General features: G+C 54.3%; 24 protein-coding genes. 7 read left to right on the forward strand and 17 right to left on the reverse strand.

All coding sequences use genetic code 11. The annotated features are described in order from the left end of the window. Positions 1-80: 80 nt before the first annotated feature. Complete coding sequence (gene dut, locus OKF39_RS01400; protein WP_479983416.1) at positions 81-539, reverse strand: dUTP diphosphatase; 459 nt, start codon at positions 537-539, stop codon at positions 81-83. Then, entirely contained in the window at positions 517-1,728 is a 1,212-nt protein-coding gene (gene coaBC, locus OKF39_RS01405) for a bifunctional phosphopantothenoylcysteine decarboxylase/phosphopantothenate--cysteine ligase CoaBC (protein ID WP_028015016.1), read from the reverse strand. Before coaBC ends, dut begins: the two co-directional genes overlap by 23 nt. A 174-nt stretch (positions 1,729-1,902) precedes the next feature. Between coaBC and radC the strand changes: the two genes are divergently transcribed. The 4 genes from radC to mutM all read left to right on the forward strand — a co-directional run bounded on the left by radC (position 1,903) and on the right by mutM (position 4,095). Next, on the forward strand, positions 1,903-2,568 hold the full coding sequence (gene radC, locus OKF39_RS01410; RefSeq protein WP_063437257.1) for a RadC family protein: 666 nt from the start codon (positions 1,903-1,905) through the stop codon (positions 2,566-2,568). A 218-nt stretch (positions 2,569-2,786) separates the two neighbouring features. Next, entirely contained in the window at positions 2,787-3,023 is a 237-nt protein-coding gene (rpmB, locus tag OKF39_RS01415; RefSeq protein WP_002436699.1) for a 50S ribosomal protein L28, read from the forward strand. Between the two features lie 22 nt (positions 3,024-3,045). Beyond that, the gene (rpmG, locus tag OKF39_RS01420; RefSeq protein ID WP_003024094.1) at positions 3,046-3,213 is read left to right on the forward strand and encodes a 50S ribosomal protein L33; all 168 of its coding nucleotides are present in this window, start codon (positions 3,046-3,048) and stop codon (positions 3,211-3,213) included. Positions 3,214-3,285: 72 nt separating this feature from the next. Continuing rightward, positions 3,286-4,095: a bifunctional DNA-formamidopyrimidine glycosylase/DNA-(apurinic or apyrimidinic site) lyase gene (gene mutM, locus OKF39_RS01425; RefSeq protein ID WP_049137151.1), complete on the forward strand. Its 810-nt coding sequence runs from the start codon at positions 3,286-3,288 to the stop codon at positions 4,093-4,095. Positions 4,096-4,097: 2 nt separating this feature from the next. On the opposite strand, the gene coaD is transcribed toward mutM, so the two are convergent. The 7 genes from coaD to rfaQ form a co-directional block, all read right to left on the reverse strand. After that, complete coding sequence (gene coaD / locus OKF39_RS01430; protein ID WP_045260067.1) at positions 4,098-4,577, reverse strand: pantetheine-phosphate adenylyltransferase; 480 nt, start codon at positions 4,575-4,577, stop codon at positions 4,098-4,100. Positions 4,578-4,580: 3 nt separating this feature from the next. Continuing rightward, positions 4,581-5,351: a glycosyltransferase family 2 protein gene (locus tag OKF39_RS01435; protein WP_236299515.1), complete on the reverse strand. Its 771-nt coding sequence runs from the start codon at positions 5,349-5,351 to the stop codon at positions 4,581-4,583. Continuing rightward, positions 5,351-6,625, reverse strand: a complete 1,275-nt coding sequence (gene waaA, locus OKF39_RS01440; protein WP_028015020.1) for a lipid IV(A) 3-deoxy-D-manno-octulosonic acid transferase — start codon at positions 6,623-6,625, stop codon at positions 5,351-5,353. The genes OKF39_RS01435 and waaA overlap by 1 nt, the downstream gene beginning before the upstream one ends. A gap of 66 nt (positions 6,626-6,691) precedes the next feature. Further along, positions 6,692-7,681 carry a glycosyltransferase gene (locus OKF39_RS01445; RefSeq protein WP_028015021.1) on the reverse strand — a complete coding sequence of 330 codons (990 nt, stop codon included), beginning with the start codon at positions 7,679-7,681 and terminating at the stop codon, positions 6,692-6,694. 11 nt (positions 7,682-7,692) lie between these two features. Further along, complete coding sequence (locus OKF39_RS01450) at positions 7,693-8,793, reverse strand: glycosyltransferase (RefSeq protein ID WP_041911667.1); 1,101 nt, start codon at positions 8,791-8,793, stop codon at positions 7,693-7,695. A gap of 2 nt (positions 8,794-8,795) precedes the next feature. Next, positions 8,796-9,923, reverse strand: a complete 1,128-nt coding sequence (locus tag OKF39_RS01455) for a glycosyltransferase family 4 protein (protein ID WP_309264575.1) — start codon at positions 9,921-9,923, stop codon at positions 8,796-8,798. Beyond that, on the reverse strand, positions 9,920-10,990 hold the full coding sequence (gene rfaQ / locus OKF39_RS01460) for a putative lipopolysaccharide heptosyltransferase III (protein ID WP_309264576.1): 1,071 nt from the start codon (positions 10,988-10,990) through the stop codon (positions 9,920-9,922). The genes OKF39_RS01455 and rfaQ overlap by 4 nt, the downstream gene beginning before the upstream one ends. Before the next feature lie 150 nt (positions 10,991-11,140). Here rfaQ and OKF39_RS01465 point away from each other — a divergent pair, with 150 nt between their 5' ends. Next, positions 11,141-12,097, forward strand: coding sequence for a polysaccharide deacetylase family protein (locus OKF39_RS01465; protein WP_136344084.1), 957 nt, complete (start codon positions 11,141-11,143; stop codon positions 12,095-12,097). Between the two features lie 24 nt (positions 12,098-12,121). Here OKF39_RS01465 and OKF39_RS01470 read toward each other — a convergent pair whose 3' ends face one another. From OKF39_RS01470 to rfaD, 6 genes are read right to left on the reverse strand one after another with little or no spacing between them, the layout of a single operon-like run. Next, a complete protein-coding gene (locus OKF39_RS01470; protein ID WP_248188866.1) occupies positions 12,122-13,336 on the reverse strand; it encodes an O-antigen ligase family protein in 1,215 nt (404 codons plus the stop codon). Continuing rightward, positions 13,324-14,232 (reverse strand): glycosyltransferase family 2 protein, encoded by a 909-nt coding sequence (locus OKF39_RS01475; protein ID WP_248188865.1) that lies wholly within the window; start codon positions 14,230-14,232, stop codon positions 13,324-13,326. Before OKF39_RS01475 ends, OKF39_RS01470 begins: the two co-directional genes overlap by 13 nt. Positions 14,233-14,237: 5 nt before the next feature. Continuing rightward, positions 14,238-15,338 (reverse strand): glycosyltransferase family 9 protein, encoded by a 1,101-nt coding sequence (locus OKF39_RS01480; protein WP_182035465.1) that lies wholly within the window; start codon positions 15,336-15,338, stop codon positions 14,238-14,240. A 3-nt stretch (positions 15,339-15,341) separates the two neighbouring features. Continuing rightward, positions 15,342-16,325, reverse strand: a complete 984-nt coding sequence (gene rfaC, locus OKF39_RS01485) for a lipopolysaccharide heptosyltransferase RfaC (protein WP_047366919.1) — start codon at positions 16,323-16,325, stop codon at positions 15,342-15,344. 3 nt (positions 16,326-16,328) lie between these two features. After that, positions 16,329-17,375, reverse strand: coding sequence for an ADP-heptose--LPS heptosyltransferase RfaF (gene rfaF / locus OKF39_RS01490; RefSeq protein ID WP_136484621.1), 1,047 nt, complete (start codon positions 17,373-17,375; stop codon positions 16,329-16,331). 2 nt (positions 17,376-17,377) lie between these two features. Continuing rightward, a complete protein-coding gene (gene rfaD, locus OKF39_RS01495) occupies positions 17,378-18,310 on the reverse strand; it encodes an ADP-glyceromanno-heptose 6-epimerase (protein WP_041911658.1) in 933 nt (310 codons plus the stop codon). A gap of 215 nt (positions 18,311-18,525) precedes the next feature. Between rfaD and kbl the strand changes: the two genes are divergently transcribed. Both kbl and tdh read left to right on the forward strand, forming a co-directional pair. Continuing rightward, the gene (kbl, locus tag OKF39_RS01500; protein WP_028015032.1) at positions 18,526-19,722 is read left to right on the forward strand and encodes a glycine C-acetyltransferase; all 1,197 of its coding nucleotides are present in this window, start codon (positions 18,526-18,528) and stop codon (positions 19,720-19,722) included. A 9-nt stretch (positions 19,723-19,731) separates the two neighbouring features. After that, positions 19,732-20,760, forward strand: coding sequence for an L-threonine 3-dehydrogenase (gene tdh, locus OKF39_RS01505; RefSeq protein ID WP_006812404.1), 1,029 nt, complete (start codon positions 19,732-19,734; stop codon positions 20,758-20,760). 26 nt (positions 20,761-20,786) lie between these two features. On the opposite strand, the gene OKF39_RS01510 is transcribed toward tdh, so the two are convergent. Both OKF39_RS01510 and OKF39_RS01515 read right to left on the reverse strand, forming a co-directional pair. Next, positions 20,787-21,701 (reverse strand): hypothetical protein, encoded by a 915-nt coding sequence (locus tag OKF39_RS01510; protein ID WP_045260055.1) that lies wholly within the window; start codon positions 21,699-21,701, stop codon positions 20,787-20,789. A gap of 15 nt (positions 21,702-21,716) precedes the next feature. Next, positions 21,717-22,922 (reverse strand): glycosyltransferase, encoded by a 1,206-nt coding sequence (locus OKF39_RS01515; RefSeq protein WP_479983417.1) that lies wholly within the window; start codon positions 22,920-22,922, stop codon positions 21,717-21,719. Positions 22,923-22,973: the final 51 nt, after the last annotated feature.

Below are 22,973 nucleotides of genomic sequence, written 5' to 3' on the forward strand. Positions count from 1 at the left end.
GGCATCCACACAGCGACCGCAAACTGACGTTTGCGGTTTGTTATTGCGTTATGGCGCTGCGAGATACGTGTGTCGGGCGGTTATTTGCGCCCGGAATGGCCGAAGCCGCCTTCGCCACGGTCGGTGTCATCAAAGTCTGCCACCAGGTTAAATTCTGCCTGTACCACCGGTACAAAAACCATCTGCGCGATACGCTCGCCCGGTTCAATGGTGAAGCTGTCCTGACCACGGTTCCAGACGGACACCATCAGCTGACCCTGGTAGTCGGAGTCGATCAGGCCGACCAGGTTACCCAGCACTACGCCGTGCTTATGGCCCAGACCCGAGCGCGGCAGGATCACTGCCGCCAGAGACGGGTCTGCAATGTGGATCGCCAGGCCAGTCGGGATCAGGGTAGTGGCACCGGGAGCCAGTTCTACGGCGTCATCGAGACAGGCGCGCAGGTCAAGTCCGGCAGAGCCGGAGGTGGCATAGGTTGGCAGCGGGAATTGCTCGCCAACACGCGGGTCCAGAATCTTAACGTCGATTTTTTTCATCATAACGGGTAACGATCTCGTCCAGTAATTGTTGGCCCAGGAGTTCCTTGCGCTCAAGCGGTAAGATTTTATCTCCATCCTGCCAGAAAAGGTGCAGTGCGTTGCTGTCGCTATTAAATCCTTGCGTGGCCAGCGATACGTCGTTCGCGCAAATTAAATCGAGGTTTTTGCGGGTACGTTTTTGCCGGGCATATTCTTCCACATTATTCGTTTCTGCGGCAAATCCAACAACGTAAGGACGATGGCTTTTTAATGCGGCGACACCGGCAACAATGTCCGGGTTTTTCACCATTTTCAGTGTTAATTCATCGCCTTGCTTTTTGATTTTAGACTCGGCGATGGTCTCGGCGCGATAGTCTGCCACGGCCGCACAGCCGATAAAAATCTGCTGGCGTTGCGCATGAGCCTGCACGGCGGCTTCCATCTCCAGCGCGGTGGTAACATTAATACGCTGTACAAAAGGTGGCGTAGGTAACGAGACCGGGCCGCTGACCAGCGTGACGTTAGCACCGCGTTTTGCCGCTGCGGCAGCAATTGCAAAGCCCATTTTACCGGAGCTGTGGTTGGTGATGTAACGCACCGGGTCCAGCGGCTCGCGCGTCGGGCCCGCGGTAATCATGATGTTGAGATGTTGCAGGTCGTTGACAGGTGAAAAATGGGCGGCGGCCATATCCACAATCGTCAACGGGTCGAGCATACGCCCCGGGCCAACGTCGCCGCAGGCCTGGCTGCCGCTGTCCGGGCCCCAGACAAGCAGGCCGCGCGAAGCCAGCGTCTCCAGATTATGCTGGGTGGCGGCATTGCGGTACATCTGCTGGTTCATGGCGGGCACAACGGCGACGGGCGCAGGCGTCGCGAGGCAAATGGTCGAAACCAGATCGTTCGCCATACCGGCCGCCACGCGGGCAATTAAATCTGCCGTGGCAGGGGCAAGAATCACCAGATCGGCCCATTTCCCAAGCTCAATATGCCCCATCGCGGCTTCGGCGGCCGGATCGAGCAGGCTGTCAGATACCGGGTATCCTGAAACCGCCTGCAGGCTCAGAGGGGTGATAAAGGCTTTACCGCCTTCGGTTATCGCGACCCGCACGTCCGCCCCGCGCTCGCGCAGACGACGCACCAGCTCAGGCGCTTTATAGGCAGCAATGCCGCCGCTCACGCCAAGAACGATTTTTTTACCGGCCAGGCTCATCATGATTCTTTCCTGTTGGGTTTCACCAGAGAGCGGGCATTTTACCACAATCCCAAATAGGGGGGTGATGAAGTCCTTTATGCACTTTGCGAGGCGCTACGCAAGAACGAAACCTCAGCGTCGAGCCCCGGATTTGCCTGTGGCAGCATAATGGCAAACAGAAGGAGGCCGGGCATGGAAGAGACTGAACTGCTGCTACCGCGCGAAAAAATGCTGCGTCATGGCGTCGCGTTATTAAAAGACGAGGAGCTGCTGGCGCTCTTTTTACGTACAGGTACGAAGGGAAAAACGGTATTTACGCTGGCGAAAAATCTGATAGACCATTTTGGTTCACTACATGGTTTGCTGACAGCCGAACTGGAGGCGTTTACGCACTTAGAAGGCATTGGCGTCGCGAAGTATGCCCAGTTACGGGGTATTGCTGAACTTGCCCGGCGATTTTATAACGTACAGATGGAGGAGCAAGATCCGATCCTTACCCCTGACATGACCCGCGAATTTTTGCAAAGCCAGCTATCTGGTCTGGAGCGGGAGATCTTTATGGTGATCTTTCTCGACAACAGGAACCGGGTACTGAAGCACAGCCGCCTGTTTTCGGGTACACTGAGCCACGTTGAGGTACATCCGCGTGAAATTGTGCGTGAAGCGATAAAAGTGAATGCAGCGGGGGTGATCCTCGCGCATAATCACCCCTCTGGCTGTGCAGAACCGAGCAGAGCTGACAAAGAAATCACCGAACGCATTATCAAATGCTGTCAATTCATGGACATTCGTGTTCTGGACCATCTGATAATTGGCCGCGGAGAGTATATTTCTTTTGCAGAACATGGCTGGATTTAGGCTATTTCTCGCGATCCATCGGGATCTTTGTCTGTTCGGGACTTGAGCACACCGCCGAGTCAGCGTATACTACGCCACCTTTGAGAATCTCGGGTTTGGCATTTGGGCCTGGCAATCGAGAGTTCACTTAGAACTACGCGATGACCGGGCTGTAAAGCCTGACGAGGCGCCGATACCCCATACGAAGCTCGAGCTAATTTGATTTTTGGAGAATAGACATGTCCCGAGTCTGCCAAGTTACTGGCAAGCGTCCGGTGACCGGTAACAACCGTTCCCACGCACTGAACGCGACTAAACGCCGTTTCCTGCCGAACCTGCACTCTCACCGTTTCTGGGTTGAGAGCGAGAAGCGTTTTGTCACCCTGCGTGTATCTGCTAAAGGTATGCGTGTAATCGATAAGAAAGGCATCGATACAGTTCTGTCTGAACTGCGTGCCCGTGGCGAAAAGTACTAAGTACTTAAAGAGGAAATAAATCATGGCTAAAGGTATTCGCGAGAAAATCAAGCTGGTTTCTTCTGCTGGTACAGGTCACTTCTACACCACCACGAAGAACAAACGTACTAAGCCGGAAAAACTGGAACTGAAAAAATTCGATCCAGTTGTACGCCAGCACGTACTGTACAAAGAAGCTAAAATCAAATAATTTTAGCCTCCTTGTATTGAAAAACCCCGCAACTGCGGGGTTTTTTGCATTCTGCATCTCAACGGAGGAACCATGCCTGAATTACCTGAGGTAGAGACCAGCCGTCGCGGCATTGAGCCCCATCTGGTCGGCGCGACTATTCTTCATGCCGTCGTTCGCAATGGACGGCTGCGCTGGCCGGTGTCCGATGAGATCCACGCGTTAAGCGACAAACCCGTCCTTAGCGTGCAGCGCCGCGCGAAATACCTGCTGCTGGAGCTGCCTGACGGCTGGATCATTATCCATCTTGGGATGTCCGGGAGCCTGCGCATCCTGACCGAAGAATTGCCTGCGGAAAAACACGATCACGTTGACCTGGTAATGAGCAACGGCAAAGTGCTCCGCTACACCGATCCGCGGCGCTTTGGCGCGTGGCTGTGGACGAAGGAGCTGGAAGGACACAACGTGCTGGCGCATTTGGGCCCTGAGCCGCTTTCAGACGCGTTTAATGCGGACTACCTGAATGAGAAGTGCGCGAAGAAAAAGACCCCGATCAAGCCCTGGCTGATGGATAACAAGCTGGTGGTCGGCGTGGGGAATATTTACGCCAGTGAATCGCTGTTCGCGGCCGGGATCCATCCCGATCGGCTGGCGTCGTCGCTGTCCGCGCAGGAGTGTGAGCTGTTGGTTCGGGTCATTAAAGCAGTGCTGCTGCGCTCGATTGAGCAAGGCGGGACCACCCTGAAGGATTTTCTGCAAAGCGACGGTAAACCAGGCTATTTTGCCCAGGAGCTGCAGGTGTATGGCCGTAAGGGCGAGCCATGCAGGGCATGCGGGACGCCGATTATTGCCACGAAGCACGCCCAACGCGCCACGTTCTACTGCCGCCAGTGTCAGAAATAGAACTACTTTAGCTTTTCCATCAGTGCCAGGTGGACGTTATCCGGCAGGAAATGGGTAACGTCCCCGTGATGGCGCGCCACCTCTTTTACCAGCGTGGACGAGATAAACGACCACTCTTTTGACGGCATCAGGAATACGCTTTCCAGCTCCGGCATCAGGTGGCGGTTCATGTGCGCCAGCTGCATCTCATACTCGAAGTCTGCCACCGCGCGCAGGCCACGAATCAGAATATTGGCCTGCTGGGCGCGGGCGAAGTTCGCCATCAGATCGCTGAACCCGACAACTTCAACATTCGGCAGGTGCGAAATGGCGTCGGTGGCAAGTTGCACGCGCTCGTTGAGATCAAACATCGGCTTTTTGCTGGGGCTGGCGGCAATCGCCAGGATCACCTTGTCGAACATGCACGCTGCACGGGTAATGATGTCAAGATGACCGTTAGTGATCGGATCGAAGGTACCCGGATAAATCGCTTTTGTGCTCATGGCTCACGTTTTCTCTGAGTAGCCGCGGCAGAGCGCCCACAGCTCGGTGTATTTGTTGAAAGTATACTGGGCATTCACTACCGCCAGTAACCAGCCCTGCTTACCATCCAGCACACCGCCGCGCAGCAGCAGCGTTTTCAGAAACGCGCCCAGCGTGTGGGTGAAGATTCCTGTCAGCGAGGCCTTCTTGCCGCGCTGGTGGCGTTCCTGCGCCCATGCGGTGGCATAGTTGAGCTGCTTTTGCTGGAAGCTGGCGAAATCACGGCAGGTCAGATGCAGCAAATCACCCGTCAGGGGGATGACCTGGGCGCCGTCGCAGGCCAGTGACTCATGGACAAGGTTGTCGTTGTACTGAAAGCGCCCGCGCTCGTAGAGGCGCATTACGCGATCCGGATACCAGCCGCTGTGGCGCATGAAGCGGCCAAGGAAGTAGTTACGACGCGCGATGCTGTATACGGCGCCAGGCTGGGGTGAGGAAAGCACCGCCTGAATGGCCTGCTGGAGTTCCGGGGTGACGCGCTCGTCGGTGTCGATCATCAGCACATAATCGCCCGTGGCGTGAGCCTGCGCGCGCTGGCGCTGAATGCCGTAGCCCTGCCAGTCGGTATCGGTAAAGACTTTTGCGCCCGCGGTCCGGGCGATGTCCACCGTGTTGTCCGTGCTTCCGGAGTCGAGGATAACAATTTCGTCAGCCCAGGCGACGGAGGCCAGGCAGTCCGGAAGCAGGTCGGCGGCGTTTTTGGCGATCATGACGACCGACAGACGCGTAGACATTAGTGGCTCCGCTGAGGCAGATAAGGTTGCAGAAGCTGCAGCAGACGGGTGAGTGCGCCCTGGTTCTGGTGCAGCACTTCGACGGCGTGGCGACCGTACCACAGGCGGTAATCTTCATCCGTCAGAAGGGTCGATACTTCTTTGACGACCGAGTCCGCATCGGTCACGGTAATTAAACCATCGGCCTGCTGCAATTTAGCGCAGATATCTTTGAAGTTAAACGTGTGTGGACCCATCAGCACAGGAATGGCGTGGGCTGCCGGCTCGAGCGGGTTATGGCCTCCGCGCTCCACCAGGCTGCCGCCAACAAAGGCGAGGTCAGCAATGCCGTAGAGCAGCATCAGTTCGCCCATCGTATCGCCAATCACCACCTGGGTACTGCCGGAAGGGATCTCTCCGCTACTGCGCAGGGTGAAGCTGAAGCCGCCTTTCTGCACCATTTCGCGGGCATCTTTAAAACGTTCGGGGTGACGAGGCACCAGAATCAGCAGTAGGTCCGGGAAGGTTTCCAGCAGCTTACGGTGCGCCTGCAGGATAATTGCCTCTTCGCCCTCATGAGTACTGGTCGCTATCCAGACCTGGCGACGCGGAGCCCACTGGCGGCGCAGCGTGATGGCGCGGGCGGCCAGTTCAGGGGTAACGGAAATATCGAATTTCAGGCTGCCGGTCACGGCAAGCTGGTTGCGCTTCAGGCCCAGGGAGATAAAGCGCGCCGCGTCTTCTTCGTTCTGCGCGGCAATCAGCGTGATTTTGCTCAGCAGGCGGCGCATAAATTTGCCCAGCTTGCCGTAGCCTTTCGCCGAGCGCTCTGAAAGGCGCGCGTTGGCAATCACCAGCGGAATTTTACGGGCGTGCAGAGCGGAAATCATGTTCGGCCACAGCTCGGTTTCCATCACGATCACCAGCTTCGGGCGAACGGTGTTCAGGAAACGATTCATAGCGCAGGGCAGATCGTAAGGGAGGTAGACGTGATGAACGTCTTTGCCAAACGCGGATAGCGCGCGCTCTGAGCCGGTTGGCGTCATGGTGGTGACGGTAATCGGCAGAGACGGGTAGCGGTGGCGCAGAGCGCGAACCAGCGGGATCGCCGCCAGCGTTTCACCGACAGAAACGGAATGCAGCAAAATACCGTCCGGGGCGACTTTATTGCGGCAAAAGCCATAGCGTTCAGCCCAGCGTTTACGATACGCAGGCGCTTTACGGCTACGAAGCAACAGTCTCAGCCACACCAGTGGCTGAATGATATAGAGCAGGGCGGTATACAACAATTCCAAGCGATTATCCGTCTTTTTAGTTTCGGCGGGCAAATTCTAAGCATTTAAGCCAGGTAAAGCTATCTCTTATGCCAGATACCGTTTTAAACGGAAGTAGCGTCGGCCCAGGCGCCAGCGCAAACGCGGGCTTTTGGCACTTTTCCAGATAAGCTTCCAGATCCCGGTGTCGAAGAACTCTTTGATAATCATTGTTTTCTTTGTCTCATCCTTCATGTTGTCGAAGGTATGAATGATCCCCAGCCCCTCTTTGGCGATTTGCCAGTGGCAGGCGGGGATATTTTTCACTTTATCCGGGTAACGCTGGTTAATGGCATCAAGCATCTGCAGGATTTTCATGTAGTGGCGCGCGGAGCGGATCAGCGTGTCGTCATTATCCGGCGTATGCGATACCGAGGCAGAGTGAATGTAGTAGTCATAAAAGCGTTCACTGGTGTACTGAACGCGCTCTGCGGCAAGCAGCACCTCGGTGGTCCACGGGATATCCTGATGGCGCAGCCCGGGTTCGAAATGGAAACTGTGTTTACGAATAAAATCGTGGCGATAGATATTAAGCCAGGTCACGTGCAGGAACTTACGTGAATCCAGCGCCATCTTTAACCATGCTGGGCCCGTCATAACGCCCGTTGAGGCGAGTTTATCCTCGGGGAAGATAGGTCGAGACGGTTTCTTATCATTTTCCCAGACGTAGTTGCCGTTGCAGGTGGCGACATCCAGATCCTGCGTGACGGCCATATCCAGCAGACGCTGGTACATGCCAGGTTTGAAGACGTCATCAATATCCGGGAAAGAGAGATACTGACCGGTTGCAACGGCCAGGCCGGTATTTCGCGCAATGGAAACGCCCTGGTTTTGCTGTTCAATCACCTGCATCTGCGGCAGTTTTTCACGCCAGCTTTCGACGATCTGCATCGAGCGGTCAGTTGAGCCATCATTGACAATAATGACTTCCATGCTGTCGATGCGTTGATTCACAAGGCAGGTAAAGAACTGATCCAGAAAAGCTTCGCCGTTATAAACGGCAACCACCACGCTTAACAATGGCGCTGAATTTTGCATAAGAAACCTGATTATTTTTGATTGTCGACCAAAGCAATGTACTGCTGGCAAATGGCATTGATACCGAACGACGCAATCGTTGCATCGCCAACGACCGGCGGGGCGGTATAAATATCTACCAGGGTTTTTGCCAGTGACGCGTCATTTAGCTCTGCCAGCCCGCGCGCTAAGGCGCCGGTGAGGATTTCTGCGGGGCCACCCGGACAATTGGTACTGACCGGTGGCGTCTGGCAGATAATGGATTCCACCAGCACATTACCAAAACCTTCGCAGTCAGAACTTAACACTAAGAGGCGTGCCCCTTTAATCCAGGGGTAGGGATTGGAGTCGAAGGGACGGAAAACCGTCTTGTCTTCAATACCCAGGTCGCGGGCAAGCTGTTTGAGCTTTTGAATTTTGGCTTCGGAACCATTGCCCATCATGACAAGCGTAGTGTCGAGCTGGCTCTGTGCGAATGCGCGTAAAAGACGGTCGTGGCGTTTGTGTTCATGGAAGCGGCCGACATGGATGATGTAATCTTTCCCTTGCATCTCGAAGGGGGCATCCGCCAGACGCTGAATTTCAGGGATATCAAAAGGATTGTGGATAACCGCTTTACGCCGGAGTTTCAGAGCCAGGGTCTCGGAAAGGTCTTTCAGCACGGCGCCTGAGACGGCGACAACGTTTCGGTTTTCGTAGGTATGACGAATTTTAAGATGCTTAAACCAGCGCGAAAGCCCGCTGCGATGGCGAAGATAGGAGAAAGAGAACATGCCATGCACGCAGAACCAGACTTTTTCACGCTCCAGCGCGCGGCAGTGCGCCACAATGCGGTCAGTTTTGTGCAGATGAGAGAACACAACGTCAAATTTTCCGCTGCGCTCAGCCCGCTCAATTGCCTGATCCAGCAGGCGGGCTCGGCGTGGGATCTCCGTCAACTTGCGCCACGGTTTTTTGCAGGTATCCTGAACCACCTGATAATCAATGCCTTCCGGGATGGCGTAATCACACACTTTCCGCAGAGAGAAAAGGGAGACCTGATGCCCCATTTCCGTTAATCCGCTGGAAAGTGTAAGAACTGTTTTTTCAGCTCCCCCACCGGGTAAACCATCAATAATCATTAGGATGCGCATTTTTAATCCAGTAATTTTTGATAAAGCGAAATAAGCTGACTTGACAGTTTTTCGGGGGTGGCGTCTTTTACCCGTTCACGTGCCGCTTGCCCCATCGTGTTATTTTTTCCCAGAGAAGGAGTGGCTGCAATTGCCTCCTTCAATGTGTTGATATCCAGGGCGTCACAATAAAATCCGTTCTGGCCTTGCTGAATAAATTCAGCGCCTCCGCAACTCTCTGAAGTAATGACGGGCAAGCCGCAGGCCATCGCTTCAAGAATGACGTTTGGAAAGGGATCATACAGCGTTGGCAACAGTAAACCATCGGATAGCTGATAAAAAGGCAGCGTTTCTTTCTGCATCCCCAGGAAACGGATTTGCCCTTCGCAGCCCAATGAACGGGCGAGGTCACGATAACGATGTTCTGCTTTATCCTGTCCAACCACAATCAGCCAGGCTGAAGTTCCTGCGATAGCGCGTATGGCGCTGGCCAATCCTTTTCGTTCAAATCCCGATCCTACAAAACAGAACACCACGGCATCGGCTGGCAAACCAAATTGCTGACGCAGCGCGGCACGCTGTGATTCCTGGGCTGGAACGAAGCGGCTGGAATCAATTGAATTATAAATCACATGTATCTTTTTTGCGTCAATATCAAAGTCTTCGACGATTTCGCGTTTGATCATCTCCGCATTACAGATAACCGCTTTCAGCTCTGGCGCCTGGTACATTTCACGCTCGGCGTGCATCACGTAGCGGTGATAGCGGTCGACCATCAGCATTTTCGCGCGCCAGGCGGGCAGGATGCGCGCACGCTGTAGCAGCCAGCGGCGATGAACGCCATCGCCAGCGCGGTAGATATCACAGCCCGGAATCCGCTCGTGGCTTTGCACAATATCAAACTGCTGTTGCTGCCACAGCGCGCGGGCAGCATGGGCAAACCCGCGTTCGCGGCTAATTCGGCCCCATTTGCGCGGGTCGCAAATATGGATATGCCAGTCGTCCTGTCTCTCGCCCTGCCATTCACGCGTAATGACGTTGAGTTCAAGATTCTGATTGCTCAGCGCGGTGAGCGCACGTGAAACGAAGCGCTCCGCTCCGCCATCAGGGCGATACTTTTGGCGAACAATCGCCAGACGATGGTGTTTCATGACAAATATCTCCTTGCAGCGGAGACGACAGCATCAACAGGAATGGCGTCCAGATAGCGTTCTTTCGTTTTGGTATCAATAGCGTCGGGATCGGGAAGGGGACCGTAGTCGCCAGCCCAGATGACTTCACCGTTGACTTGCCATGGAGACCAAAACGTCAGTTTGGAAGGGCCAAACAGCGCCACGCAGGGCGTCTGCAGCGCGGCGGCCATATGCATCGGAACGGAGTCAACGCCAATAAAAAGACACGCGTGGTCGATGAGTGAGGCCAGCTGGCGCAACGTTAGCTGTCCCGCCAGCGAGACGACCCCCGTTTTCGATGAGGCGGCGAGTATGCGATCTATCATCGCCAACTCTTTTTTATCCGGCCCGGCCGTGAGTACAACGGTATGCCCATCCTGCTGCAGCGCGGTGATGGTTTGCGCCATTTTGCTTTCATCCCAGCATTTGAAGAACCAGCGTGATGTCGGCTGAATGACGATGTAGTTATCGCCCACTCCTTTTTGCACCAGTTGCTGGTGGGCGTGGTGCCAGTCTTCTGCGCTGTAGGCCATGGTAACAGCTGGCTCAGGCGCGACCTGTAATGGTGACAGAATGGAGAGATTTTGTTCGACGGTGTGCAGGGATTTGTGATTTGCAACAGAGACTAAATCGCTATGACAGAAACGCCAGAATGGATTGTTGCGTTTGTTAAAGGCGAATCCGAGGCGAACCGGCGCACCAGTGAAACGGGTGACGATAGCGCTACGCCACTGATCGGCAAGATTTATCACCAGATGATAATGTTGCTTTCGTAACGCGCAGAGTAACTGCCACTCCTTTTGAAGGTGCTTTAGCGTGCCCAGTTGCTTCCATTTACGATCGATTCCATAAATAGTGCCAATCGTCGGATGCGCGGCGAGCATATCGCGTGTTTCTTCATACAACAGCACGTCAATTTGCGCTTGTGGCCATTTTTGACGTAATGAATCAATGACGGGGGTGGTCAATAACATATCGCCATGATGGCGGAGTTTGATCAGTAGAATGCGCAAATCAGGCGTGTCAGGTAAGTTATTCATCATCATCTTATCGGCGTTGTACTGTTGGCAATTCTAATAGACCTGGTAGCGACTTGCACTCTTTCTCCATAATCTCAGGAATTTCCCAGGAAGGGTTTACTCAGGCTTTGGAGAGTGCGTAACATAGCGCTAACTTCCCTTTCATGCGGACTCATTATGAAAAAACCAGCGTTTATCATCACGATTGATACTGAGGGCGATAATCTCTGGGAGAATCACCGCGTCATTAAAACGGAAAATGCGCGCTATCTGGCCCGGTTCCAGGCCCTCTGTGAGCGTTTTGGTTTTAAGCCCGTATGGCTGACAAACTATGAGATGGCAATCGAGCCCGTTTTCATTGAATTCGCCAGGGACGCGATCGCTCGCGGTCAGGGGGAGGTGGGAATGCACCTTCACGCATGGAATAGCCCACCTGAGCACGATCTCACGGGAGATGACTGGCGCTGGCAACCGTATCTGATTGAATTTTCAGACGAGGTGATGCGTGAGAAAGTGCTGTTCATGACCCGTCTGCTGGAAGAGACATTCCAGACCAAAATGCTGAGCCACCGCGCCGGGCGTTGGGCATTTGATAGCCGCTATGCAAAATTGCTCGTTGAACTGGGCTACCAGGTTGATTGCTCCGTGACGCCGCGCGTGAACTGGCGCAACGCGAAAGGCGCTCCGCAGGGCAATGGCGGAACGGATTATCAGCATTTCCCCGACCACGCCTATTTTATGGATTTAGATACTATTTCCCGGGCGGGAAATAGCCCCTTACTCGAAGTGCCGATGAGCATTCAGTATAAACATCCGGCCTGGTTGAACACGATCAAACAGGGATACGATCGGCTTCGCGGTAAATATCGCTCGCCTTCCGTGAACTGGCTACGACCGACCGGTGGCAATGCGTCGCAGATGATTCAGGTCGCGCAGCAATGCCTGTCGCAGGGACAGGATTATGTGGAGTTTATGCTTCACTCGTCTGAATTTATGCCAGGCGGAAGTCCGACCTTTAAAGATGAGGCGGCGATTGAAGGGTTATATCAGGATTTAGAAGCGCTTTTTAGCTGGCTATCCGATAAGACGGTGGGGATGACGCTGGCGGAGTTTTATCAATACAAGAAAAAATAATGCCCGGCTGGCGGGCATTATCTCTTATTGATGTTGTCTGGTTTGCGATAAAGGAGTACTCAATGCAAACAGAGTAACAAAGAATATTAGGGCTTCTGAGCTCAATAAAATGACGTCTGTCAGGCCATAGAGTAATAAAAGAAGCATCGTTGTCAGCAGCAGGCCATTTCGGTTTTTAAGCGCGTAAGCGATCATCGAAACGAAGAAAAAGAGTAATATCGCCAGACCCGGAAGCCCTTGCAGAGAGTATTTTTCGATAAATTCATTGTGTAGGTGTATTTTTAAATAGCCAAGTGCAGTGATTAGATTAGGATGTCCATCATTAATATAATGTTGCGTCCAGAAATACCTTTCTTCTAATGATTGCCCTAGTGGATGTGCAAGCCCGTTTTGAATACCTACATTCCACATGGTAAAACGAGAGCCAAGTGAGGTGCCGTCTACTCCGCTTTCATATTTCTCAAGCTCAGCCTGTACTTGCATAATCTTGGGTGAAATTAATGGTTTGTAACTAACGACAACTACACCTGCCACAATACATAAAAAAATCAGCGTTGATTTCAGATGAATTCTTCTGAAGTGGTAGAGCGTGAGTACAATCGCAAGGAGCAAATATAATCCCATTGCAGCACGCGTCCCCGTTAAAAGAATAACGAAGTAAGATATTAAGATGGTAAGACCCGCGACTATATACAGTTTTCTGTTTTTTTGAAGATAAAGGCTGTATACCAGCGCCAGTGACAGTACGGAGTAAACATAGGCAGACACGGTGGCGCGATTGATGGCCATCTCTATACGTGCCATACCCTGCGTCGCCTGCCATAAGCCATATCCCGTGGCGAGGACAAACCCTGTACCTGCCGCGTACAGGAAGTACTTCTGGAAAGCGCTTTTATCGACGTAAGTTTTAAACCGGTCAAGATAGAAAACGAGAATGCTCGCTAATATCAGTTTCTTACTGGCACCCAGATAATCGCTGTAAGCGTTTAAACCTTCGCTATGATATTCGTACACCATATACCAGACAAGATTGAGTAGCCCAATCAGCAATATGGGGAGCGCGATTGAAAAGGGGCGCAGGGTGATTTTTTTATATTCGCAAGCTAAGCCGATAATGCTGGCATAAACCGCAATATAGAAAAATTCGCGTTGTTTACCTGAGCTCAGCAGCGCCAGTGCAAACGAAATGAGGCTCAAAATCAGCGTCAGCTGATAGAGCCGCAGTTTTACTTTTTCCATAATGCCTCAATGACCCTTTTTTTGTAGCTGAAACGTACATCTCTGGAGAAGAAAAAAGAGAAAGAATAAAGTGCATTTACCCGCGCCTTAACCAGTTTGAGCTGCAGGTCGGTCAGATATTGTCGGTGATTACTGTAAATATCAAACCAGTGGCAATTAATAAGATGCTTAAATGATTGCGGGAATGTATTTTCCATCTGTAGCGTACATTCAATCAGCGTGGCGATTTTACTGGCGTCAAGACGGCTCGACAAACTGTCGCTGCGTTTGATGTAAAAATAGTGTCCCTGACGCTGAAAGAAGATTTTACGCGATTGCCTCAGCATGCCGGGAAATACCGCGAAATCTTCATAGCAGACCATAGAAGGGATCGGGTTGCTTGCATACAGCTTGCGGTGGATGAATTGCCCGATGAGATGCGCCTGAAAATCTTTGTGCTGCAGGAAACGCTTTATTGCATCATGTTGCGATAATGAGACGGGCGTAAATCCCTGCCAGGCGGAGGTGATTTTCCGCATATCGCGTATTTCCAGCAGGCGCGTCAGCAACATATCAGGACGCTCTGCTTTCAGGAAGGCGACGGCATCCCGGATGCTACCCGGCTTTAACAGATCGTCGCTATCAAGCATCGTGATGTAATCGCCTGACGCCAGCGAGACTGCGCTGTTTCGAACATGCCCTACGTTACGGTACTCAACGTATTGGCATTGCGCATGCGGAAGCTTTGGCAACCACGCCTCAATAATATCTTGTGTGGAATCGTTGGAACTGTCATTAATGATAATAACTTCTACATCATCGCCTGCATTCTCAATCGCGTTTTGCAGACTTTCCAGCGTGGCGTGAAGCGTGTTTTCGGCATTATGTGCGGCAATAATGATGCTGAGAAAAGCCATATTAATTAGTTTCCCTGAGCATCAAAGGCAGATTTTGCTGTTGGTAGCCCGCAAATGAAATGTTTGAGTTCGTCCAGCGATTCATCTGTTACCGCGAAGAGTTCTTCCCGGCCTTGCGAGAAATAATAACGAGTTTCAAAAACATACGAGCAAATATTGTCATCGTTGCCAATCAGCAACACGTTGCCAAGCGGGCGCTGCTCGTAGTGACAGCACGGACCGAACAGTAAGACGACCGGCACGCCAACCGCATCGGCGATGTAGACATTCCCCGAGTCGGAGGCGATATAACAATCCATTTTAGAAATTGCCCACGGAAGCTCTTCAAGCGAGATCTTGCCAATCAGATTAATAAAGTTGGGCAGTTCACCGTAAGCGCGGGTGATGTCATCCATCCAGGACTGTTCATTCGGGGCGCCAAAGACATAAAACTCGCAGGGCAGGTCGGCGAGGCGATCGGCAATTTGCTTCCAGATGACTGGCGGAACGGTTTTTGCTTTATTCCCGGCGGCTACGCTGATGCCAATGCGGATCACGCCGGGTTTATCAAGGATCGCCGGATAAGTCGCGGGTTTAAACAGTGGCTTTGTGGCGTGCTTTGGAGAGTCTTGCCAGGTCAGAGCGCGGTCGGCCAGCTTAAGATAGTTAGTGACTGTTAACGTTTTTCTACCGTGGTCAACCGTACCATCGGCCGTTGAATAGAAAATCCCGTGATACCACCTGCGCGTGTAAGTGCTTAAGAATTGCTTGTTTTTGGCGTTACAAACGGAGGCGAAAAAGAGGTTCACGCTGTTAGGCTGCAGAAGGTAGACGTTGTCATAGCGGTTCATGATCCTGCAGGCGAAACAGAGCTTACGCCACAGGTTACGCTTATGCTGCTCAATAAAATAAATCTCTTCGACCGTCTCGTCGTGCTTCGCCAGCGCACCCACGCTGCGGCTGATGAGCACGTCGCTTTTTTGCAGCCAGGCCAGAAGAGGCGTTGCATTAACAAAATCACCGATTTTGGCTGTCTGAATGACCAGGTTTTTCCCTGTCTCTTTGCGCAACAGCTTCCGGATAAGCTTCACCGGAAAGAGTAAAATCAGCAGAAATACGTAACTCATGGGTTAAATATCCCTGTTGGAAAGCCAACGGCTGCCCTGTAAAAATGAAAAAATCGCATCTGCGCTGATATCCTTCGTTTGCTGAGTCGGGCTGACCATCTGATGCTGGTTTTTGCCATAGCCCCCGATCAGGCCGGGATCGGTCGGGCCAAAAAGGGTGATATTTGGGCGATCCAGCGCCGCGGTTAAATGGCTTAAACCCGTATCCACGGAAACAACGGCGTTAGCGCCTGCCAGCTCTGCGGCAACCTGCGCCAGCGTGAGTTTGGGTAACACCTCGACGTGGGAAAAGCCTGCTGCCAGACGCGCCGCACGCTGCCGCTCATGCTCAGCGCCCCACGGGAGTTTAATATGGATACCGGAGGGTTGCATTAGTTCAATCAGCCTTCGCCAGTGTGTTTCCGGCCAGTGCTTATCGTCGCGCGTTGTGGCATGCAGAAAGACAAGATAGGGCTGAGCACAGGGATCTGTATTGCGCAAAAAGTGCTGCGCAATGGCGTAGTCGCCCTGCGCCTCCGGTTTCGCATAGCCGAGGCTTTTCGCAAACAGCTCGCGGGTGCGTTCTACGGCGTGCTGCTGCTTTGCGATGTGGTGGCGGCGGTTATAGAACAGGCTCGCCAGCGGTTCGCGGGCGGTGTGCCAGTCCATGCCGTGCTTTACGCCGTGCGCCAGACGCGTGACCAGCGCCGCGCTTTTCACCAGCCCCTGCGCGTCGATAATCGCGTCGTAACGCTGCGCCTGCACCGTTTCACGGAAGGCTTTACGCTCGGCTTTAATCGGCGCGGAGAACCACGCTTTGCGCCAGCGGCGAATCGCGACCGGGATCACGCGGTCAACCGCTTCATGCCAGGTGGGGATCTGCGCGAAGCCTTCTTCTACCACCCAGTCAAAACGGATGCCGGGGATGGCCCGCATCGCGTCCGTCAGCGACGGTAGCGTATGCAGCACATCGCCCATTGAGGAGGTTTTAACGATCAATACCCGCATCCGTTATCCTTCTTCGCTCAACAGCAGTTCGTTGAGCTCTTCGAGAACGCGCTCTGGGGTAATGTCGATCAGGCTCTGATGGTAACCTTCAGCGGCATCGCCTTTGCGTACCTTGTGGTAGCCGGTGATCAAACGGATTACGCGCGCTTTGTGCGACAGCGGCGGCGTGAAGTCCGGGCTGCTTGGGCCATACAGCGCAACCAGCGGACGATCCAGCGCGGCGGCGACGTGCATCAGGCCAGAGTCATTGCTGACCACGGCCTTACAGGCGGCAATCAGGATAACGGCCTGCTCAAGCTGCGTTTCTCCAGCCAGGTTGCGGCACCAGGCCTGTTGCTCGGTGCTCAGCGTGGCGAGAATTTCGTTGCCCGCCTCGTGATCCTTCGCCGAGCCAAACAGCACAATCTGGTAGCCCTCGTCGATCAGCTGTTTCGCCAGTTCGGCGTAGTGGTAGTGCGGCCAGCGTTTAGCCGGGCCAAATTCTGCGCCGGGGCAGAAGCCAATCATTGGGCGTTCGGACGAAAGGCCAAACGCGTTGCAGGTGTGGGATTTCTCCCCCTCGTTCACCTGAAGCTGCGGCCACAGCAGCGGCTGCGGCAGGTCTTTCGCGCTGCGCATCACCCCTTTGTCGTAGGCCAGCGCCACGTAGCGCTCCACCATCAGCGGCCAGGCCGCTTTATCCAGCACCCGCGCGTCGTTCAGCAGACCGTAGCGCATTTCGCCGCGCCAGCCGGTACGGTGCGGAATGCCCGCAAAGAAGGGCACAAGGGCGGATTTGAAGGAGTTAGGCAGCACGTACGCACGGTCATAGCGCTTCTCGCGCAGGCTATGGCCGAGCTTGCGGCGCTCGCCGATTTCCAGCGCCCCGTGGCCGAGCGGCATCGGGATCGCCTCGTTCACTTCCGGCATACGCGACAACAGCGGACGGCACCAGGCGGGTGCCATCACGTCGATTATCGCCTGGGGATAACGCGCCTTGAGCGTGCGATAGAGACTTTGCGACATCATCATGTCGCCCACCCATGACGGGCCGATCACCAGAATCTTCATACTTACGCGTCGCGGTTCAGCCAGGCCATATATTCCGTTACGCCTTCGGCAACGGTCTTGAACGGCTTGTCGTAGCCCGCGGCGCGCAGGTTGGTCAGGTCGGCCTGCGTGAACGCCTGGTAACGGCCCTTCAGCTTGTCAGGGAACGGAATGTACTCGATGCTGCCTTTCTTATGGTATGCCAGCGTCGCGTCTGCCACCGCCTGGAAGGATTCCGCGCGGCCCGTGCCCAGGTTGAAAATGCCGGAGACGCCGTTTTCCAGGAACCACAGGTTTACGGCTGCAACGTCGCCTACGTAGACGAAGTCACGCTTGAAGCCGTCGCTGCCTTCGAACAGTTTCGGGCTTTCACCGTTATTCAACTGGGTGTTCAGGTGGAACGCCACGCTCGCCATGCTGCCCTTGTGCCCTTCGCGCGGCCCGTAAACGTTGAAGTAGCGGAAGCCGACAATCTGTGAGTTCGCTTCCGGCAGGATCTGACGCACGTACTCGTCAAACAGGAACTTGGAGTAGCCGTAGACGTTCAGCGGCTGTTCGTATTCGCGGGATTCGATGAAGTCCGAGGTGCGCCCGCCGTAGGTTGCCGCGGAAGAGGCGTACAGGAACGGAATTTCACGCTCCAGGCAGTAGTGCAGGATCTCTTTAGAGTACTGATAGTTGTTATCCATCATGTACTTGCCGTCCCACTCGGTGGTGGAAGAGCACGCACCTTCGTGGAAGATGGCTTCGATCTCGCCGAACTCTTCACCCGCCATAATCTGGATAAGGAAGTCTTCTTTATCCATGTAGTCAGCGATGTTCAGATCCACCAGGTTAACGAACTTGGTGCCGTCTTTCAGGTTGTCCACCACCAGAATGTCGGTGATGCCCTTATCATTGAGGGCCTTAATAATGTTGCTGCCGATAAAGCCCGCGCCGCCGGTAACGATGATCATAACTGTAACCTTTGAAGTGTTGAGCCCGGGGACAATCCCGGACGCTAATATTCATATCATATCATCACAATGCCCGGTCTTCAGCCATTCACCGATATGCAGCAGGGGTACACGTGATTTATGCTGCAAAAACGAGAAGAGATACGGCGTCATCTCGTCATGAACTATAGGTTTGGGTAATATGTGCCAAAATTTGCCGAGTCTGGAGAATTGCAATGCGTGGTGATTTTTACAAACAGTTAAACAGCGACCTCGACACCGCACGTGCGGAAGGGTTGTTCAAAGAAGAGCGTATTATCACGTCTGCCCAGCAGGCGGATATCACCGTTGCCGACGGCAGCCATGTGATCAACTTTTGCGCGAACAACTACTTAGGTCTTGCGAATCACCCTGAGCTGATTGCCGCCGCGAAAAACGGCATGGACACCCACGGCTTCGGCATGGCCTCTGTGCGCTTCATCTGCGGCACCCAGGATAGCCACAAGCAGCTTGAGCAAAAGCTGGCAAACTTCCTCGGAATGGAAGACGCGATTCTGTACTCCTCCTGCTTCGACGCCAACGGCGGTCTGTTTGAAACCCTGCTCGGCGCAGAAGATGCGATTATCTCCGACGCCCTGAACCACGCCTCCATCATCGACGGTGTTCGCCTGTGTAAAGCGAAGCGTTTCCGCTACGCCAACAACGACATGGTTGAGCTGGAAGCGCGGCTCAAAGAGGCACGCGACGCGGGTGCCCGCCATGTACTGATCGCGACCGACGGCGTGTTCTCCATGGACGGCGTGATCGCCAACCTGAAAGGCGTGTGCGACCTGGCGGATAAATACGACGCGCTGGTGATGGTCGATGACTCCCACGCGGTCGGTTTTGTCGGCGAAAACGGCCGCGGCTCCCACGAATACTGTGACGTGATGGGCCGCGTGGACATCATCACCGGTACGCTGGGCAAAGCGCTCGGCGGCGCGTCCGGCGGTTATACCGCTGCGCGTAAAGAGGTGGTTGAGTGGCTGCGTCAGCGCTCCCGCCCGTACCTGTTCTCCAACTCCCTGGCGCCAGCCATTGTGGCCGCCTCCATCAAAGTGCTGGAGATGGTGGAGTCCGGCGCCGAGCTGCGCGACCGACTGTGGGCAAACGCCCGTCTGTTCCGCGAAAAAATGAGCGCCGCAGGGTTCACCCTGGCCGGCGCTGACCACGCGATCATTCCGGTGATGCTGGGCGACGCAGTTGTGGCGCAGCAGTTTGCCCGTGAGCTGCAGAAAGAAGGGATTTACGTCACCGGGTTCTTCTTCCCGGTGGTACCAAAAGGTCAGGCGCGTATCCGCACCCAGATGTCTGCGGCGCATTCGCCTGAACAAATTGAGCGTGCGGTGGAAGCCTTTACCCGCATCGGCAAACAGCTGGGCGTAATTGCCTGAGGACGTGTGATGAAAGCGTTATCCAAACTGAAAGCGGAAGAAGGGATTTGGATGACCGACGTGCCGGAGCCGGAAGTCGGTCATAACGATCTGCTGATCAAAATTCGTAAAACCGCCATCTGCGGTACTGACGTTCACATCTACAACTGGGATCAGTGGTCGCAAAAAACCATTCCTGTCCCAATGGTTGTCGGTCACGAATATGTTGGTGAAGTGGTCGGCATCGGCCAGGAAGTCAAAGGCTTTAGCATTGGCGATCGCGTCTCTGGTGAAGGCCATATTACCTGCGGTCACTGCCGCAACTGCCGTGGCGGTCGCACCCACCTGTGCCGCAACACCGTCGGCGTGGGCGTAAATCGTCCGGGCTGCTTCGCGGAATACCTGGTGATCCCGGCGTTTAACGCCTTCAAAATCCCGGACAATATCTCTGACGATTTGGCCTCCATCTTCGACCCGTTCGGCAATGCGGTACACACTGCGCTCTCCTTCGACCTGGTAGGTGAAGACGTGCTGGTTTCCGGCGCCGGCCCAATCGGCATTATGGCGGCAGCCGTGGCGAAGCACGTGGGTGCGCGCAACGTGGTGATCACCGACGTGAATGAATACCGCCTGTCGCTGGCGCGCAAAATGGGCGTCACCCGCGCGGTGGATGTCTCGAAAGAGAGCCTGACCGACGTGATGGAAGAGTTGGGCATGACCGAAGGCTTTGACGTGGGTCTGGAGATGTCCGGCGCGCCGCCGGCGTTCCGCACCATGCTGGACACCATGAACCACGGTGGCCGTATCGCGATGCTGGGCATTCCGCCGTCAGATATGTCCATCGACTGGAACAAAGTCATCTTCAAAGGGTTGTTCATCAAAGGCATCTATGGCCGCGAGATGTTCGAAACCTGGTACAAGATGGCAGCGCTGATCCAGTCCGGCCTGGATCTGTCCCCGATTATCACTCACCGTTTCTCCATCGATGAGTTCCAGCAGGGCTTCGACGCGATGCGTTCCGGCCAGTCAGGGAAAGTGATCCTGAGCTGGGATAAGTAAACAAAAAGGGGCCTCAGGCCCCTTTTTTACTGATTCTTTTTCTCTTCGTCCGTCAGGTAGCGCACCTTGCGGGTATAGTCCTGCCCTTTGAACAGCAATTTGTTATCCGGCGATTCCAGATACTTCTGCCATTCGGAAAGCGGGAAACCCCCGTGCGCGCCAATCACCTCTTTCGGCACAACGGCTTCCTGACCGCCGATCTTCTTGGAGACCGGCCAGTTCATCCAGTCACCCAGATTAACCGTTTTTACATCCAGCATGTCCAGCAGCGCGGCGAGCGGCAGCTGATCGGTCGGCGGCTGCGTGTCGTCCATCAGCTCCCAGGTATCCTGGAACAGCGTCAGCCACAGCGGGCAGATGCGACGCCAGGTCTTTTTGGTTGCGGCAAGAAACGCGCCGTTAACGTGATCGACCAGATACGGGCGCACCGTTTCTTTGTAATATGCCGGCACTTTTTCTGCGGGGGCGCCGTCCAGCTTGGCGATCATTTTGCCCTGACGGAAGCTGGAGTAGATGTGCATATCGGCCATGTTGATCTGGGGCATCTTCAGCAGGTTGAGATCGGAGTCGATCATCAATACGCCTTCTCCGCGCGCCTGAAGCGGAGCGTTAAGCTTCACCAGACGGCTGAGGTAGATTTGCTTATAGCGGTACCCCTCTTCACGTTTTGGCAGCGTGAGGGTCACAACGCGGGTTTTTGGCGGCAGCTCGCCGAAAGCGGATTCAGGCTGATCGCTGACGATAACAATCTCGCTGACGTCGGTGGCGTAACGCTCTGCAAAGGTCGCTGATAATAACGCCTCTTCGACAAAATCCGCGCCCGTACAAGGGATCACGATGGAATCAACCGCAACGAGATCGCGCGTGACCGGAAGGGAAGCGTACGGAATGTTATGACGCCCGGTAATGTGGCGGTAGCGAGCATTCAGGAATTTAAACATGTTCTTCTCGTTTGGTTATTGCGCGCCAAGAACGGCCTCGACACCGTTAACATAGCTTTCAATGGCATACACGTTGCAGACATTCTGGTGCGCGGCTGCGGCGAGCCGGGCGCGCAGAGCAGGATCCTGCCAGATATTATCCAGATGTTGAGCAAGTTGCGACACATCGCTCCACGGGAACAGCAGCCCGGTCGACTCATGGTCGATCAATTCTGCCGTGCCGGTTACCTTTGAGCCAATCACCGGGATGTTCAGCAGCATTGCCTCCAGCACGACGCGGGGCAAACCTTCGCTCTTCGAAGCCAGAATAAACGCGTCAAAGGTGGCGAGATAGTCAAAAGGCGTGTTCTGGAAACCGGTAAAAATGATGTGCTCAGCAATCCCCAGCGCGTCAGCCTGCGCCGTCAGCGCGCCGCGTTCAGCCCCTTCACCGACCAGCACCATCTTCCATTTTGCCTGCGGGTGCTTCTGGCTGAACTGGGCCAGCGCCTCCAGAGTATGGTGGTTGGACTTGCGAGGGATAAGCGACCCAATGCTGCCGAACACAAAGGTGTCGTCATCAATGTTCAGACGCTGGCGCATGGCGCGTCGGTCGGGCAAAGGCTGGTGGATGTCGATGGCGTTGTTGACCGTGGTACACAGCTCGGGCCGGACGCCATGCTGAAGAAGCACGCGTTCAACGCCGTGCGAAACCGCGATAATTTTTGTGGCATGTGCGTTGACCAGCTTCACCAGCGGTGGGGTCAATACAGGTTCAATGCGACAGTGCTGAATCAACCGCGCCTGCAGTTTCGCTGCCGCGAGATAGCCTTCCTCATTTGAGCCGGGTTGGTTATTCATATAGAGCGTATCGAAACCGCCCTCCATGAAAAGCGTCTCGATTTTGCTGACGTTAGGCCTGATTCGCCACAGGATATCCACGTAACGAGTCAATGTCTTACGGGCGCTGCGTGAGAAAAAAAGCAGGCTACGTCCCGCTTCCTTCAGTAATTTGGCCCAGAGCGGCTGCTGACGCTGAGGGATCACGATGAGCGGGATCCCGATGCTGTTGAGCACCTGACCAATCGTCTCACCTTCAGCGCGGCTATAATCACTGTAAAAACAACACGTAATATCGAATTTATCGCGATTGATCCGCTTCAGGAGCTCAAGCATACTGTTGGTGCCTCCCCCCCATTCTTTACCCGTATCCAGGAGGAGAATTTTACTTTTGTGCGGCATGTCTGAATCCGTGTGCTACCTTTCATCTGACTGCATTATAAAGAATCTGTT

This window comes from Enterobacter cloacae complex sp. HYC042_NIDB (assembly GCF_056673315.1).